The organism is Amycolatopsis sp. ATCC 39116, assembly GCF_000231075.2.
GTDB classification, from domain to species: domain Bacteria; phylum Actinomycetota; class Actinomycetes; order Mycobacteriales; family Pseudonocardiaceae; genus Amycolatopsis_E; species Amycolatopsis_E tucumanensis.
In genome coordinates this window covers 15101-30885 of record NZ_AFWY03000011.1, presented here as the reverse complement: position 1 = coordinate 30885, position 15785 = coordinate 15101, and the positions used below count along the sequence as shown (strand labels likewise).

Sequence of the window (15785 nt, the reverse complement as noted above, 5' to 3'; positions counted from 1 at the left end):
CCGAGGAGCTGATCTTCAGATGCAGTACCTGGTTTCCGTCATCGACGACAAGGACAACCCCGGCCGGACGGACCGGCAGCCGGCCATCAGCGCGTTCAACGAACGCCTGATCGCCGAGGGCTACTGGGTCTTCGCGGGCGGGCTCGCGGACACCGAGTCGGCCACGGTCGTCGACAACCGGGGCGAGCAGGCGGTGTTCAGCGACGGGCCCTTCGTCGAGTCGAAGGAGTACCTCGCCGGCGTCTGGATCTGGGAGGCCCCCGATCTGGACGTGGCGCTCAAGCTCGCCACCGAGGCCTCCAAGATCTGCGACCGCAAGATCGAGGTGCGGCCGTTCCGGTGACGGACGCGCGCGAGGCGGTCACCCGGGCCCACCGCGAGGAGTGGGCCCGGGTGGTGGCCGCCCTGACCCGGCGTTTTGGCGACCTCGACATCGCCGAGGAGGCCGCCGCCGAGGCGTTCGCGACCGCGGTCGAGCGGTGGCCCGCCGACGGGGTGCCGCCCAACCCCGGCGCGTGGCTGACCACCACCGCCACCCGCAAGGCCATCGACCGCATCCGGCGCGAGAACAAACGCGACGACAAGCAGAAGGAGGCCCGGATGGTGCACGACGACGAACCACCCGGGCCCCTCGGCGTCATCGACGACGACCGGCTGCGGCTGATCTTCACCTGCTGCCACCCCGCGCTGGCGGTGGAGGCTCGCGTGGCGCTGACGCTGCGAATGGTCGGCGGCCTGACCGTGCGCGAGATCGCCCGCGCGTTCCTGGTGGCCGAGACCGCGATGGAGCGGCGGATCACCCGCGCGAAGGCCAAGATCAGAGCCGCCCGCATCCCGTACCGGGTGCCGTCGGCGGAGGACCTCCCGGCACGCGTGTCCGGTGTGCTCGCGGTGTTGTTCCTGGTGTTCAACGAGGGCTACCTCGCGACCGGGTCCGGCGCCGCCCCGGTCCGGGACGACCTGACCGCCGAGGCGATCCGGCTCGCCCGCCTGATCCGCGCACTCCTGCCGGACGACGGCGAGGTGGCCGGGCTGCTGGCGCTGATGCTGCTCATCGAGGCGCGCCGCCCGGCACGGGTGTCGGCGAGCGGCGAGCTGGTTCCCCTGCACGAGCAGGACCGCGGCGCCTGGGATGCCGCGCTCATCGCCGAGGGCCACCGGCTGGTGCGCGAGCGCCTCGCGGCCGCCGCGGCCGGGGTGGCGCCGGGGCGCTACCAGATCCTGGCCGCGATCAACGCCGTGCACACCTCCGCCCGCGACGGCCGCGACACCGACTGGTCGCAGATCCTGGCCCTCTACAACCAGCTCGTCCGCCTCGACCCCTCGCCGATCGTCGCCCTCAACCGGGCCGTCGCGGTCGCCGAACTCGACGGCCCGGAGGTGGCGCTCGCCGCTGTCGACAGCCTGGAGCCTCGGCTTGCCGGCTACCACGCGTTCCACGCCACCCGAGCCGACCTGCTGCGCAGGCTCGGCCGCGGCCCGGAGTCCCGCGCGGCCTACGACCAGGCCATCGAGCTGGCGGGCAACACCGCGGAGACCGCCTACCTCACGCGCCGCCGCGACCAGCTGCGGTAGCGCCGGCCGCGGGCTGGGGCTCGGCGCGGGCGAGGCGCCGCCGGTAGAACGCCGGGGCCCACCAGTTCGCCCGGCCCGCCAGGCGCATGAACGCCGGGAGCAGCACGCCGCGCAGGAGCGTGGCGTCGACCAGGACCGTGACGAACATGCCCAGCCCGAGCATTTTCAGGTAGACCACGCCGCCGGTCGTGTAGGTCGCGAACGACAGCGCGAGGATCGCGGCGGCGGTGGTGACCAGCGGAGCGCTGCGCTGCACCCCGGCGGCGACGGAGGCGTTGGTGTCGCCGGTGCGCAGGTACTCCTCCCGGATGCGCGAGGTCACGAACACCTCGTAGTCCATGGACAGGCCGTAGGCGACGCAGAACATCAGGATCGGGATGCTCGTCTCCAGCGTGCCGGTGGGGGTGAACGCGAGCAGCCCGGTGAGGTTGCCGTCCTGGAACACCCACACCAGCGCGCCGAACATGACACCGAGGCTGAGCAGGTTGAGCACCGTGGCTTTCAGCGGCAGCAGCACGCTGCCGGTCATCAGGAACAGGATCAGCAGCGTCAGCAGCACGATCACGGCGAGCACCAGCGGCACCCGGCTGGTGGCCCGGTCCCGCCAGTCGGTCATCTCGGCCGGGCTGCCGCCGACGAGTTTCGCGGCGGGTCCTGGCAGGTCGCGGACGCGCTGCACGAGATCGCCGATGTCGCCGGAGAGCGCCTGCGCGCTGGGGATGACGGTGAGGAAGGTGCCGCCGTCCGCGGTGAACCGGGCGGCGTCCGGACCGGGGGTGCGGGCCAGGGTGCCGGAGGCGAACGTGCCCGCCGCGGAATCGACCTGGGCGACACCGTCTAGTTCGGACAGAGCCTCGGCGTAGCCGGTGATCTCTCCCGCCCGCGGCAGGACCACGTACAGCGCGTCGGTCTCCTCCTGGTCGAACCCGGCGCGCACGGAGTCGCTGGTGACCCGGCTCGGCGAATCCGCGGGCAGCACCCGGTCGTCCGGCACGCCGAACCGCGCGCCGAGCAGCGGCGCGGACAGTGCGAGCACGACCAGGAGCGCGAGCCCGCCGGTCAGCACCGGGCGGCGCAGCACCTGGCTGGTGATCCGGTACCAGGCGGCCGACCGGCGGGCGCGCGCGGGACCCGCGGCGCGGTGCCCGAGCGCGGCCAGTGCGGCGGGGAGGACGACCAGCGCGCCGAGCATCGCGGTGAGCACGACGAGCACCCCGGCGTAGGCGAAGGCGCGCAGGAACGCCAGTGGGAACAGCAGCAGAGCGCACATCGAGACGGCGACGGTGAGACCGCTGAACAACACGGTCCGCCCGGCGGTCGCGACGGCGGTGGTGACCGCGTCGCCGACGTCCCGGCCCGCGGCGAGTTCCTCGCGGTAGCGGGCGACGACGAACAGGCAGTAGTCCACGCCCAGCGCGAGTCCCATGACCAGGGTCAGGTTGGCGGCGAACGTGGACACCTCGGTGACCGCGGTCAGCGCGCGCAACCCGGCGAGGGTGGTGACGATGGCGAACAGGCCGACGCCGAGCGTCACCAGCGCGACCGCGACCCGCCGGTACACCAGCATCAGGAGCAGCAGCACCAGCGGGATTGCGATCGCCTCGGCACGCAGGAAGTCGGTGCGGGCCTGCGCGCCGACCTCGCGGAACACCTCGTCCTGGCCGCCGGCCTCCAGGGTCACCGGCCCGCGCGGCCCGGTGAAGGCCGCGGCGAGTTCGCCGACGCGTTCGCGGCTCTCGTTCACCCCGCCCGGGACCAGGGCCAGGATGATCGCCTGGCGCCCGTCCTCGCTGCGCAGCGCGGGACTCCCGCCGCGCGACCAGTACGAGGCGACTTCCGCGACGCCGGGCTGTGCGGCCAGGTCCGCGGCGACGGCCTCGCCCGCGGCGCGGACCGCAGCGTCGTCGACAGTGCCCTCGGCGGCGGTGACCAGGAACAGCAGGTTGGGCGGGCCCGTGTCGAACTGCGCGCGCAGGATCTCCTTGGCCTGGTCGGACTCCGAGCCGGGCGCGTCGATGCGGGACAGGGTGAGCGCGTTCATGGCGCCGGCGGCGAGTGCGCCCGCGAGCAGCGTGAGCAGGACGGCGGCGGCGAGGACCCAACGTCTGCGGCGCACGGTGAACCGGCCGAGACGGGACAGCGGTGAGGGCATGGCGGAACTCCGGGAGGGCGGTAGTCTGACAGGAACACGAGTGATCGCTCGCGTTCGAAATTACGAGCGATCGCTCGCATTTGTCAACTCCGGAGGAGGACTGTGTCCGAAGAGGCCCCGGCCCGCCGCCGACAGGCACGCGGGCAGCGCCGCATGGAACAGCTGACCGACGCGGCGGCCGAGGTGTTCGCCGAAGCCGGGTACGCCCGTGCGACGACGAACGCGATCGCCGCACGGGCCGGGGTGTCGCCCGGCACGCTGTACCAGTTCTTCAAGAACAAGGAGGCCCTGGCCGAGGCGCTGGCCACCCGGTACCGCGATCAGTTGCGGGCCGCGCACGAGAAGGCGTTCGACGTCGGGTACGCGCAACTGCCGCTGCCGGAACTGATCGACCGTATGGCCGCGCCGATGATCCAGGTGAACCTGGACAACCCCGGGTTCAAGGCGCTGTTCGCCGACGCCGGCATGCCCGAACGCCTCGCCGCGCCGACCCGCGCGCTGCACCAGGCGGTCGTCGGCAAGATCGAGGAGGTGCTCGCGGCGCGGGCGCCGTCGCTGCCGGCGGCGGAGCGCCGGACGACAGCGGTGGTGGCGACGCAGATCTTCGGCGCCCTGCTGGGCACGGTGGTGAGCGCCGCCGAGGAGGAGCGGGAGATCTGGATCCGTGAGCTGAAGCGCGCTCTGCAGCGGTACCTGGAGCCGGTCATCGCCTGAGCTGCGTATAACGACCTATACGGCGTGGCTCTGGGCGATTCGCTCGCCGAGTCAGTCGAACACCTGCTGCTCGACCAGCAGCCGCGCCATCGGCTCACAGTGCCCGGACGCGCCCTCCGCCGCAGTGAACCGCACGACCTCGGCCCCGGGCAGCATCCCGGCCAGCCGGGCGGACTGGCTGGGCCAGAACTGCTCGCCCTCGGGATCGGTCAGCAGCAGGGGAGTGCGGATGGCCGGCCGCCTGCGCCTGGTCCAGCCGGTACTCGCGCACGGCGCGGTAGAGGTCGAAGCGGTCCCGGATGCCGTAGGGGCGGGCGCGGAACTCCAACGTCCGGCGGATGTCAGGCAGTCGTTCGGCTGTCCGCACGCCCTTGGTGAACCCGTCGCGGTCGCCCGCGTCGAGTTGCCGGACCAAGCTCCCCGGCAGGGGCGCGGTCCACGAGGCCGACACGTCCGCCACCCCCGGGGCGGCCACCGCGGCGACGAGGCGGTGCTCGAACACCAACGCCCTGGGCAGCCCGAAACCGGCCTGACTCAGGCCGTCCTCGCGCGACCCGGCCGGTGTCGACCTCGGGCCGCGCGAGGACGGTGTCCAGCACCGGCGTCAGCACGGCCTCCCAGTCCGGGCGGAACGGGACACCCCGCTCGAACAGCAGGGACTGCTGGCCGGGTCCGTCGTAGACGAACGCGTTCCAGCTCCGCTCCAGCGCGGCCGCCACGCACGCCCGCTCCACAGATCGCCCATCGCGCCGTCGCTGCCGTTGGTCACGACGAGCGTCGGCGTGCCGCGGCCCGAGGCGTCGGGTCGCAACGGGTGGCCGGACGGGACACTGTCCTCACGGCACGTGCGGCCCTCCGACGAGCCGATGAACCCGTCCCAGCGCCGCCGCGGCGTCCCGCCGAGGACCCCGCTGGTGGCCGAAGTCCAGGGTCAAGGCCGTGTACGGCGCGAGCGACGTCGGCGACGTGGAGGCGGCTGTCGTGCGGGTGCGAGGTCACCACGACTGGTGCCGCGCGTGGGCGGTCACCGCCGAACGAGCCGAAGCGATCGCGATTCCGGGCGGCACGGCACGGGAACCCGCTCAGCGCGCGCGGCGCTTCCCGCACGAACGAAAAGAAGCGCCCGCGAGCGGGGCTCGCGGGCGCTTCTCGGAAGAGAAACCGTCAGGCGCGGGTCATCTTGCGCAGCACGTACTGCAGGATGCCGCCGTTGCGGTAGTAGTCCGCCTCACCCGGGGTGTCGATCCGCACCACGGCGTCGAACTCCACCTTGGCGCCGTCCTCCTTCGTGGCGGTCACCTTGATCGTCCGCGGCGTCTCGCCCTCGTTGAGCTTCGTGATGCCCTCGAAGTCGAACGTCTCGGTGCCGTCCAGGCCCAGCGACGAGGCCGACTCGCCCTCCGGGAACTGCAGCGGGATGACACCCATGCCGATCAGGTTGGACCGGTGGATCCGCTCGAACGACTCGGCGATCACGGCGCGCACGCCGAGCAGCCGGGTGCCCTTGGCGGCCCAGTCACGCGACGAACCCGAGCCGTACTCCTTGCCGCCCAGCACGACCAGCGGGATGCCGGCCTTGGCGTAGTTCTGCGCGGCGTCGTAGATGAACGCCTGCGGCGCGCCCTCCTGCGTGAAGTCGCGGGTGTAGCCGCCCTGCACGTCGTCCAGCAGCTGGTTGCGCAGCCGGATGTTGGCGAAGGTGCCGCGGATCATCACCTCGTGGTTCCCGCGCCGGGAGCCGTAGGAGTTGAAGTCCTTGCGGTCCACGCCGTGCTCGGCCAGGTACCGGCCGGCGGGCGAGTCCGCCTTGATGGCGCCGGCGGGGGAGATGTGGTCGGTGGTCACCGAGTCGCCCAGCTTCGCCAGCACGCGGGCGCCCTTGATGTCCGTGACCGGCTCCGGGTCGGCCTGCATGCCCTCGAAGTACGGGGGCTTGCGCACGTAGGTCGACTCCGGGTCCCACTGGAAGGTCTTGCCCTCCGGGGTGGGCAGCGACTTCCAGCGGTCACCGCCGTCGAACACGTCGGCGTAGTCCTTGGAGAACATCTCCTGCGTGATCGCCGAGTCGATGGTCTCCTGGATCTCCTGCGGCGACGGCCAGATGTCGCGCAGGAACACGTCGTTGCCGTCCGAGTCCTGCCCGAGCGGCTGCTCCTCGAAGTCGAAGTCCATCGTGCCGGCCAGCGCGTAGGCGATGACCAGCGGCGGGGACGCCAGGTAGTTCATCTTGACGTCCGGGTTGATCCGGCCCTCGAAGTTCCGGTTGCCGGACAGCACCGACACCACGGTCAGGTCGTTCTCCTGCACCGCGGCCGAGATCTCCTCGGGCAGCGGGCCGGAGTTGCCGATGCACGTGGTGCAGCCGTAGCCGACCAGGTGGTAGCCCAGCTTCTCCAGGTACGGCCACAGGCCGGCCTTCTCGTAGTAGTCGGTGACGACCTGCGAACCCGGCGCCATCGACGTCTTCACCCACGGCTTGACCGACAGGCCCTTCTCCACCGCGTTGCGGGCCAGCAGGGCGGCGCCCAGCATGACCGACGGGTTGGAGGTGTTGGTGCAGGAGGTGATCGAGGCGATCACCACGGCGCCGTGGTCGAGCACGAACTCGCCGCGCTCCTCGGAGCGCACCGTGACCGGCTTCGACGGGCGGCCCGACGCGCCGTTCGCGGCCGACTGCAGCGCGGGCTCCGCGTCCTCGTCCGCGAAGGACAGGCTCGGCGCGTCACTGGCCGGGAAGGACTCCTCGACCTTCTCGTCGACCTTGGTGTGCGGCGTCGGGTGCTGCTCCTCGACGTAGTCGTGCACCGACTTGCGGAACGCGGACTTCGCGTCGGTCAGCTCGATGCGGTCCTGCGGGCGCTTCGGGCCCGCGATCGACGGCACCACCGTCGACAGGTCCAGCTCCAGGTACTCGGAGTAGGACGCCTCGCGGCTCGGGTCGTGCCACAGGCCCTGCTCCTTGGCGTAGGCCTCGACCAGCGCGACCTGCTCGGCCGAGCGGCCGGTCAGCTTGAGGTAGCGGATCGTCTCGTCGTCGATCGGGAAGATCGCCGCGGTCGAGCCGAACTCCGGGCTCATGTTGCCGATGGTGGCGCGGTTGGCCAGCGGCACCTGGGCGACGGACTCGCCGTAGAACTCGACGAACTTGCCGACCACGCCGTGACGGCGCAGCATCTCGGTGATCGTCAGCACTACGTCGGTCGCGGTCACGCCGGCCGGGATCTCGCCGGTCAGCTTGAAGCCGACGACGCGCGGGATCAGCATCGACACCGGCTGGCCGAGCATCGCGGCCTCGGCCTCGATGCCGCCGACGCCCCAGCCCAGCACGCCGAGGCCGTTGACCATCGTGGTGTGCGAGTCGGTGCCCACGCACGAGTCGGGGTAGGCCTGGCCGTTGCGCGCCATGACCGTGCGGGCCAGGTGCTCGATGTTGACCTGGTGCACGATGCCGGTGCCCGGCGGGACGACCTTGAACTCGTCGAACGCGCCCTGGCCCCAGCGCAGGAACTGGTAGCGCTCGCGGTTGCGCTCGTACTCGATCTCGACGTTGCGCTCGAAGGCGTCCGCGCGGCCGAACACGTCGATGATCACCGAGTGGTCGATGACCAGCTCGGCCGGGGCGAGCGGGTTCACCTTGTCCGGGTCGCCGCCGAGGTCGGTGACGGCCTCGCGCATGGTGGCCAGGTCGACCACGCAGGGGACACCGGTGAAGTCCTGCATGATCACGCGGGCCGGGGTGAACTGGATCTCGATCGACGGATCGGCGGTCGGGTCCCAGTTGCCCAGCGCGCGGATGTGGTCGGCGGTGATGTTCGCGCCGTCCTCGGTGCGCAGGAGGTTTTCGAGCAGGATCTTCAGGCTGTAGGGCAGCTTCTCGGACCCGGACACCTTGTCCAGGCGGAACACCTCGTACGAGGCGTCACCCACCTTCAAGGTGTCGCGGGCGCCGAAGCTGTCCTTGCTGGCTGGTGCGGTCACGTCTAACTCCCTGGGCAGGGTCGTCGCCGTCAGTTCGGTTCGGGTCTGTCTGTCGCGAGTCTGGCGCACGCGGCTCGCGTCCGCAGACGCGGGGACGGCGCAGGCTCCCACACGGCAAACAGTACGCTTGTCCTTTTTTGACTTCAACGCGACCCGCCCAGGCAGCGGTGTGATCTGCTTCGCGCTACTCCGCCAGGCGCAGCAGCGCGGTGATGTCCTCCGGCTGCAGGCTGCGCAGCACGGTCAGGCCCAGCTCGTTGAACGTGCGCAGCGGGCTGACGTAGTGCTGCCCGGCCACCTCGGTGGTGATCACGCCGAGGCCCTGGCCGAGGATGCCGCTCGACAGGTGCTGCAGGACCTGGGTGACCTCCTCGGGCACCGACGAGCCGACCTCGTCCTCGAGGGTGTCCGCCAGGTAGTCGGCGCACAGCTCCTCGGTGCGGCCCGCACCGGTCGCCTCGTAGCAGTCGCCCTTCTTCGTCACGGTGTAGGTCTCGCCGTCCGGGCCCTGGATCTGCACGTGGGTGACGGTGGCGCGGGTGCCGCCGGGCACCTCGGAGGTCTCGGTCCGCAGGTCGAGCAGCTTCGCGCCACTGGGCTCGGCGTCCTCGGCCGCGGCGGCGACGAGCGCGGGGCCGGCGTCGTGCAGCACCGCCATCTCGTCCGGCGGCAGCAGCTCGATGACGCGCGTGACGTCGGCGTCGAGCGCGGCCTGCACGAGCTGCTTGACCGCCTCGTTCGGGCTGTTCGCGCCGCGCGCCGGGATCGAGGTGGACGGCCACTGCTCGTTCGCGTCCCGCAGCGCGTAGTCGGCCATCGTGTAGAGCAGGCTCGGGTACCACTCGCCGTCGACCTTGACCGTGGCGATGCGGATCGGCTCGCCGGAGTCGGCGACCTCGTCGGCGATGTCGATCGTCTCGGTCTGCGGGCCCTCGCCGGCGGGCATCTGCTCCATCAGCTTGTCCGACAGCGGCAGCTTGGACGGGTCGGCGGTGACGGTGATCGTGCCGCCGGTGAGCTTGGTGATCGTCAGGTGGTCGTTGACCTGCTCCGCGCCCGCCTCGTCGAACGTCAGGTTCTCGGCCTTGACCTGCATCCCGGTCAGCGCCTCGGGGTTCGCGTCCGGCTTGAGGATGCCCAGGCGCTTGAGCTCGTCGGTGGTCTGCCCGATCGGTTCGGTGAGCAGCTTCGCCTCGGCGGGCGCGAGCGCGCCGACCATGCCGACCACGTCGCTGCCGCTCAGCGCGGTCGCCAGGTTCCGCGCCGCCTCGGTCGGGGTGGCCGCGCCGGAGGCGATCGAATTCCGCTGCGACAGTGCGAACCACGTGCCGCCACCGCCGAGCAGCACGACGAGCGCGACGACGAGCCCGATGATCAGGCCGCGGCGGCCCCGCTTCGGCGGCTGCTGCGGCGGCAGCTGCTGGAAGGGCTGCGAGTACGGCTGTTGCGGATACTGCTGCTGCGGGTACCCCTGGCCGTACGGCTGCCCGGGGTACTGCTGCTGCGGGTACTGCTGCCCGGGGTACTGGTTCTGCTGGTACGGCCACTGACCGTCCTGGGGAGGCGTGCTCACCGTGTTCTACCTGCTCTCGCCGTGATGAAGGTGCCGACCGCGCCGGCCAGCGCGAGGGCGGAACCGCAGAGCGTGGTCACCGGCCCGGCCAGGGCGACGGAGACCACCCCCGTGGTTCCGCCCGCTTGGACGGTGGCGATCAGCGCGACGGTTCCCCCGGTAATCGCCAGCAGGGCCGTCAACGTTGCGCCGGTGCGCGCCAGACCGCAGACCAGCAGCACCAGGCACGCCGCCGCCAGCGCCGGGACGGCCACCCATGCCCGCAGCGCCGTGCCGGCGAGCGGGTCGTCGAGCAGCGCCAGCCGGTCGGCCAGCCCGGCCGCCGCGTAGCTGCTCCGGCTGACCGACCCCGACCGGAACCAGGGCAGGAAGGTGCCCGCCACCACCAGGGCCAGGCCCAGCGTGGCCACGGCGGGGCCGACTCGCGATCTCTGCACGCTCCTCCGACGCGCCGGAACGCCCGGAGGATCCCCGGTTGGGGTGAAAGTTGCAGCTGTGCCGCGTGTGACACCTGGTCTGCGAGTGACTCGGGTGGCACAGTTCGCGATGCAGTGGGGAAGTGTGTCCGCGGGAGGGAGTCGAGGGCGTGGGTGACCAGGGCCGGAGAGCGCGCCGCTGGCTGGGGGCCGGGGCGCTGGCGCTCGTGGTGGTGTCGATCGCGACCGGGCCGGCCGCCGCGGTGCCGCCACCGCCGCCGAACCCGAGCGACTCCGAGATCAGCGCGAGCCGGCGCGACGCCGACGCCAAGGCCGGCGAGGTCGGGCAGCTGACCAACCAGCTCGCCGAGGCCGAGTCGCGGCTCGACGAGCTGCAGAGCACGGTCGAGCTGCGCATGGAAGAGGCCAACAAGGCGCTGGTCGACCTGCAGGCCGCGCAGGACGCGGCCGACCAGGCGCAACGCGACGCGGACGCGGCCAAGCGCGAGGCCGACGCCGCGCAGGCCCAGATCGACGCGGCTCGGGCGAACCTCGACGCGTTCATCTCCAGCAGCTACCAGCAGGGCAGCACCATGGGGTCGATCTCGGCCTACCTGGGCGCGAGCAGCCCGAAGGACCTGCTGGCCCGCGCCCAGCTGCTGGAAGCCGTCAGCGGCAGCCAGCTCAACGCGCTGGAGATGATGCAGCAGGCGCAGACGGACAAGTCCAACAAGGACGCCGCCGCGCGCCAGGCGCTGCAGCTCGCCCAGCAGGCGCAGGACCAGGCCGCGCGGGCGAAGATCACCGCCGATTCCGCGCAGGCCGTGGCCGTACAGGCCCAGCAGAACCAGGCGGCGCAGAACGCGCAGCTGGTGGCGCAGAAGACCACGGTCGAGCAGCAGCTGTTCGAGGCGCAGCAGCGGGTCAGCGGGCTGCAGGGGCAGCGGCAGCGCTACGAGGACTGGCTCGCGCAGAAGCAGCGCGAGGACGAGGAGCAGGCGCGGCAGGCGGCGCTGGCCGCGGCGCAGGCGTCCAACTCGCAGTCCAGCGGCGGCGGGAACGCCGGCAGGCCGTCGCCGCCGCCGGTCGCGTCGGGTTCGGCGTCCGCGACGATCGAGCGGGTCGTCGCGCGGGCGATGTCGCAGCTCGGCGTGCCGTACGCGTGGGGTGGCGGCAACGCCTACGGCCCCACTCGCGGCATCCGCGACGGCGGCGTGGCCGACGCCTACGGCGACTACCGCAAGGTCGGGTTCGACTGCTCCGGGCTGATGATCTACGCCTTCGCGGGGGTGAAGGCGCTGCCGCACTACAGCGGCTACCAGTACACCTCCGGGCGGCGGGTGCCGCTGGCGCAGATGCGGCGCGGGGACATGCTGTTCTGGGGCCGCGGCGGCATCCACCACGTGGCGCTGTACCTCGGCAACGGGATGATGATCGAGGCCCCGCAGTCCGGGCTGACCGTGCGGGTGACCCGGGTGCGCTACGGAGACATCATGCCGTTCGCGACGCGCCTGGTCGGCTAGCGGCGCGTCGAAGCCCGCCGTCGGCGCGCCGGCCACCAGCCGCAACCTCTGTGAGACACACCCCGGCCGCGTCCGAACGGCCGGGATAGCCTGGGCGGCGTGACCGACCTGGCCGCCGTCGTGCTCGCGGGAGGCTCCGCGCGCCGGATGTCCGGTGTGGACAAGCCCATGCTGCCGGTCGGCGGGCGCCCCCTGCTGCGCCGCGCGCTGGACGCGGTCGCCGGCGCCGATCCGGTCGTCGTGGTGGGGCCGGCCCGGGACGGGATCACCGGAGTGCGCTGGGCGCGCGAGGACCCGCCGGGCGGCGGGCCGGTCGCCGCCGTCGCCGCGGGGCTCCGGCACGTCTCGGCGAGCCGCGTCGTCTTGCTCGCCGGGGACCTGGCCGGCGTCACACCGTCCACAGTGGAGCGGCTCGCCGCGGCGCTCGGCGACGCCGACGGCGCCCTGCTCACCGACGACACCGGCCGCCGCCAGTGGCTCATCGGCGTGTGGCGCACCGCGAGCCTGCGCGCCGCCCTGCCTGCCCAACCGCACGGGGCTGCCCTGCGCCGCGTGCTCGGCCACCTCGCGATCGTGGAGGTGCCTGCCGCGCCGGGGGAGTGCGCCGACGTCGACACGCCGCAGGACCTCGACCGCCTGGCCGGACGCCGTCCGGCAGTTCACAGTCGTCACACCGCTGAGCGAGTTGACTACCGTGGCGACCTCCCGCGCCCGGCCGGCTAGTACGGTCGCAGCGCAGAGGTGAACGTGAGCGAGGAGGGAACCGTGACCGAGCCCCGCTACCCGGAGGGCGCGAACGGGCAACAGCAGTCCGCGACCCCCGCGCGGGACGCGCAGCTGCTCGAGCGCACCGTGTTCGAGGTCAAGCGGGTGATCGTCGGGCAGGACCGGCTCGTCGAGCGGCTCCTGGTGGGCCTGCTGGCCAAGGGGCACCTGCTCCTGGAGGGCGTGCCCGGCGTGGCGAAGACCCTCGCGGTGGAGACCCTCGCCCGCGTCGTCGGCGGCTCGTTCTCGCGCGTCCAGTTCACGCCCGACCTGGTGCCCGCCGACATCCTCGGCACCCGCATCTACCGTCAGGGCAGCGAGAAGTTCGACGTCGAGCTCGGCCCGGTCGTCGCGAACTTCGTCCTCGCCGACGAGATCAACCGCGCGCCGGCCAAGGTGCAGTCCGCGATGCTCGAGGTGATGGCCGAACGGCACGTCTCCATCGGCGGCAAGACCTTCCCGATGCCCGACCCGTTCCTGGTGCTCGCGACCCAGAACCCGATCGAGAACGAGGGCGTCTACCCGCTGCCGGAGGCGCAGCGCGACCGGTTCCTGTTCAAGATCATCGTCGACTACCCCTCCGCGGAGGAGGAGCGCGAGATCATCTACCGGATGGGCGTCACGCCGCCGGAGCCGCACGAGGTCCTCAGCCCGGCCGAGCTGGTCCGGCTGCAGGACGTCGCCGCGAAGGTGTTCGTGCACCACTCGCTCGTCGACTACGTGGTGCGCCTGGTGCTGGCCACCCGCACCCCGGCCGAGCACGGCCTCACCGACGTCGCGGGCTGGGTGTCCTACGGCGCCTCGCCGCGCGCCAGCCTCGGTATCATCGCCGCCGCCCGCGCGCTCGCGCTCGTCCGCGGCCGCGACTACGTGCTGCCCCAGGACGTCGTCGACGTCGTGCCGGACGTGCTGCGCCACCGGCTCGTGCTGTCCTACGACGCGCTCGCCGACGCCGTGCCGCTGGACCACATCATCACCCGCGTGCTGCAGACCGTGCCGCTGCCGCAGGTCTCGGCCCGGCCGCAGGGCGGTCCGGCCCAGCCGCTGCCGAACGGGACCCCGGGGCGGTAGTGGCCAGGGGAAACACCGGCGACGGCAGCGCCCGGCCCGCGTGGGCGCCGCCCGTGCTCCGTGGTGAACGGCTCGACGCCGGCCTGCGCATGCTCGAACTCGAGGTGCGCCGCCGGCTCGACGGCCTGTTGCAGGGCAACCACCTCGGTCTCGTGCCCGGCCCCGGCTCCGAGCCGGGCGAGGCGCGGCCCTACCAGCCGGGCGACGACGTGCGCCGCATGGACTGGGCCGTCACCGCCCGCACCACCGAGCCGCACATCCGCGAGACGGTCGCCGACCGCGAGCTGGAGACGTGGGTGGCCGCCGACCTGTCCGCGAGCCTGGACTTCGGCACCGCCCTGTCCGAGAAGCGCGACCTGGTGGTGTGCGCGGTCGCCGCGATCGCCCACCTGACCGGCGGCGGTGGCAACCGGCTCGGCGCGGTGTTCTCCAACGGCGATCAGACCGAACGCGTCCCGGCCCGCGGCGGCCGCGCGCACGCCCGCAACCTGCTGCGCAAGATCGCCGAGATGCCGCGCGCGGCCGAGGGCACCCGGGGCGACCTCGCCGCCATGGTCGAGCAGCTGCGCCGGCCGCCGCGCCGGCGCGGTCTCGTCGTCGTGGTGTCCGACTTCCTCGGCGGCACCGGGTGGCAGCGCCCGCTGCGCGCGCTGTCCGCGCGGCACGACCTCATCGGCATCGAGGTGATCGACCCCCGCGACGTCGACCTGCCGGAGGTGGGCACGATCGTGCTGGCCGACCCGGAGACCGGCAAACAACGCGAGGTGCGGGCCTCGGCGTTGCTGCGGCGCGAGTTCGCCGCGGCCGCGCAGGCGCACCGCGACCAGGTGGCGCGGGCGCTGCGGCAAGCCGGCGCGGCGCACCTGGTGCTGCGCACGGACTCCGACTGGATCGCCGACACCGTGCGGTTCGTGGTGGCACGCAAGCGGCGGTGGAGCGGGGGCGTCGCGTGAGCCTCTCCGGATTCAGCGCGCCCTGGTGGTTCCTGCTGCTGTTCGTGGTCGCCGCGGTCGCGGTCGGCTACGTGCTGGCGCAGCGCGCCCGGCGGCGCCGCACCATGCGGTTCACCAATCTCGAACTGCTCGACCGCATCGCGCCCCGCTCGCAGGGCTGGCCACGGCACGTGCCGGCCGCGCTGATCATCGTCTCGCTGCTGCTGCTGACCGTCGGGCTGGCCGGGCCGACCGCCGAGCAGAAGGTGCCGCGCAACCGCGCCACGGTGATGCTGGTGGTGGACGTGTCGCTGTCCATGGAGGCCACCGACGTCAAGCCGTCCCGCATCAAGGCGGCCCAGGACGCGGCGACCCAGTTCGCGCAGGGCCTCACGCCCGGCATCAACCTGGGCCTGGTGTCGTTCGCGGGCACCGCGACGGTCCTGGTGGCGCCGACGACGCAGCGGCAGAGCGTGGTCAGCGCGATCGACAACCTCAAGCTGGCCCAGTCGACGGCGACCGGCGAAGGCATCTACGCGGCGCTGCAGTCGATCCAGGGCTTCTCGGCGGTGGTCGGCGGCGCCGACGGGCCGCCGCCCGCGCGGATCGTGCTGATGAGCGACGGCAAGCAGACCGTGCCCGACGACCTGTACGCGCCGCGCGGCGCGTTCACCGCCGCGCAGGAGGCGCGCAAGCAGCAGGTGCCGATCTCCACGATCTCCTTCGGCACCAGCCACGGCACGGTCGAGATCGACGGCCGCGAGGTGCCGGTGGACGTCGACGACGGCTCGCTGCAGGAGGTCGCCCGCCTCTCCGACGGGCAGTTCTACCAAGCGGGCTCGGCCGAGCAGCTCAAGGAGGTCTACGCCGACCTCGGCGAGCAGATCGGCTACGAGATGAAGGAAGCCGACGCCAGCAGGCCGTGGGTCCTGCTCGGCACGCTGGCGCTCGTCGCCGCCGCGGGCACGTCGCTGTTCGTGGGACAGCGCCTGCCCTAGGCGGGTTGTGCGGTGAGGTTGGTGCCGCGGCCGGCGGGCCAGCCGCAGCCGGACCGTCGGGGCGTAGATCCGCCGAAACGCGGGCCGT

General features: G+C 72.6%; 12 protein-coding genes. 8 read left to right on the top strand and 4 right to left on the bottom strand.

What is annotated here, in order from left to right; translation table 11 throughout:
- Positions 1 to 19 precede the first annotated feature (19 nt).
- Together AMY39116_RS0315015 and AMY39116_RS0315010 are read left to right on the top strand one after the other, a co-directional pair.
- Entirely contained in the window at positions 20 to 343 is a 324-nt protein-coding gene (locus AMY39116_RS0315015; protein WP_020418460.1) for a YciI family protein, read from the top strand.
- Complete coding sequence (locus AMY39116_RS0315010) at positions 340 to 1575, top strand: RNA polymerase sigma factor (protein ID WP_020418459.1); 1236 nt, start codon at positions 340 to 342, stop codon at positions 1573 to 1575. Before AMY39116_RS0315015 ends, AMY39116_RS0315010 begins: the two co-directional genes overlap by 4 nt.
- Here AMY39116_RS0315010 and AMY39116_RS42880 read toward each other — a convergent pair.
- Positions 1547 to 3727, bottom strand: a complete 2181-nt coding sequence (locus AMY39116_RS42880; protein WP_020418458.1) for an MMPL family transporter — start codon at positions 3725 to 3727, stop codon at positions 1547 to 1549. The two genes, AMY39116_RS0315010 and AMY39116_RS42880, sit on opposite strands and share 29 nt — an antisense overlap.
- A gap of 153 nt (positions 3728 to 3880) precedes the next feature.
- Here AMY39116_RS42880 and AMY39116_RS0315000 point away from each other — a divergent pair, with 153 nt between their 5' ends.
- Positions 3881 to 4441, top strand: coding sequence for a TetR/AcrR family transcriptional regulator (locus AMY39116_RS0315000; protein WP_020418457.1), 561 nt, complete (start codon positions 3881 to 3883; stop codon positions 4439 to 4441).
- Between the two features lie 1164 nt (positions 4442 to 5605).
- Here AMY39116_RS0315000 and acnA read toward each other — a convergent pair.
- From acnA to AMY39116_RS0314980, 3 genes are all read right to left on the bottom strand, one after another.
- Positions 5606 to 8419, bottom strand: a complete 2814-nt coding sequence (gene acnA, locus AMY39116_RS0314990; protein ID WP_020418455.1) for an aconitate hydratase AcnA — start codon at positions 8417 to 8419, stop codon at positions 5606 to 5608.
- A 184-nt stretch (positions 8420 to 8603) separates the two neighbouring features.
- Entirely contained in the window at positions 8604 to 9992 is a 1389-nt protein-coding gene (locus tag AMY39116_RS0314985; RefSeq protein ID WP_020418454.1) for a hypothetical protein, read from the bottom strand.
- Positions 9989 to 10429, bottom strand: coding sequence for a hypothetical protein (locus AMY39116_RS0314980; RefSeq protein WP_027935933.1), 441 nt, complete (start codon positions 10427 to 10429; stop codon positions 9989 to 9991). Before AMY39116_RS0314980 ends, AMY39116_RS0314985 begins: the two co-directional genes overlap by 4 nt.
- Before the next feature lie 149 nt (positions 10430 to 10578).
- On the opposite strand from AMY39116_RS0314980, the gene AMY39116_RS0314975 reads away from it, so the two are divergent.
- The 5 genes from AMY39116_RS0314975 to AMY39116_RS0314955 all read left to right on the top strand — a co-directional run bounded on the left by AMY39116_RS0314975 (position 10579) and on the right by AMY39116_RS0314955 (position 15697).
- Positions 10579 to 11931 (top strand): NlpC/P60 family protein, encoded by a 1353-nt coding sequence (locus tag AMY39116_RS0314975; protein ID WP_020418452.1) that lies wholly within the window; start codon positions 10579 to 10581, stop codon positions 11929 to 11931.
- A gap of 99 nt (positions 11932 to 12030) precedes the next feature.
- Positions 12031 to 12654, top strand: a complete 624-nt coding sequence (locus tag AMY39116_RS0314970) for a molybdenum cofactor guanylyltransferase (protein WP_020418451.1) — start codon at positions 12031 to 12033, stop codon at positions 12652 to 12654.
- A 42-nt stretch (positions 12655 to 12696) separates the two neighbouring features.
- On the top strand, positions 12697 to 13767 hold the full coding sequence (locus AMY39116_RS0314965) for a MoxR family ATPase (protein WP_020418450.1): 1071 nt from the start codon (positions 12697 to 12699) through the stop codon (positions 13765 to 13767).
- Positions 13767 to 14720 (top strand): DUF58 domain-containing protein, encoded by a 954-nt coding sequence (locus AMY39116_RS0314960; RefSeq protein WP_020418449.1) that lies wholly within the window; start codon positions 13767 to 13769, stop codon positions 14718 to 14720. The genes AMY39116_RS0314965 and AMY39116_RS0314960 overlap by 1 nt, the downstream gene beginning before the upstream one ends.
- Entirely contained in the window at positions 14717 to 15697 is a 981-nt protein-coding gene (locus tag AMY39116_RS0314955) for a VWA domain-containing protein (RefSeq protein ID WP_020418448.1), read from the top strand. Before AMY39116_RS0314960 ends, AMY39116_RS0314955 begins: the two co-directional genes overlap by 4 nt.
- Positions 15698 to 15785 lie beyond the last annotated feature (88 nt).